Origin of the sequence: Cupriavidus sp. SIMBA_020, assembly GCF_046535395.1 — a bacterium.
In the GTDB taxonomy this organism is placed as follows: domain Bacteria; phylum Pseudomonadota; class Gammaproteobacteria; order Burkholderiales; family Burkholderiaceae; genus Cupriavidus; species Cupriavidus campinensis.
On record NZ_JAWRWU010001109.1, the window covers coordinates 1 to 255 of the forward strand.

At 77.6% G+C, this 255-nt stretch carries 1 pseudogene; it reads right to left on the minus strand.

Features of this window, described 5'->3' with window-relative positions:
• A pseudogene (locus tag SB751_RS32955) lies at window positions 1–255 on the minus strand (2Fe-2S ferredoxin); the annotation flags it as partial.

The window sequence follows — 255 nt, forward strand, 5'->3', positions numbered from 1 at the left end:
GTCATGCCGGGCCGCAGCAGCGCGGCAATCTCGCGCACCGCCTCGCGCGAGCGGCGGCGGGCGTCGAGGATGCCGTCCAGGCTGAAACGCTGGCCGACCTGTTCCCACGGGTGGGCCGGGGCCGGCGCGACGCGCGTGGCGGGCCGATCCCGCGCCGGCATGAAGGCCTCGGACACGAAGCGGTCCGGCGGCAGGCCGGCCGCGCACAACCGATCCCGCGCCGCGCGCACCATGGCCGGGTTGCCGCAGGCGTAG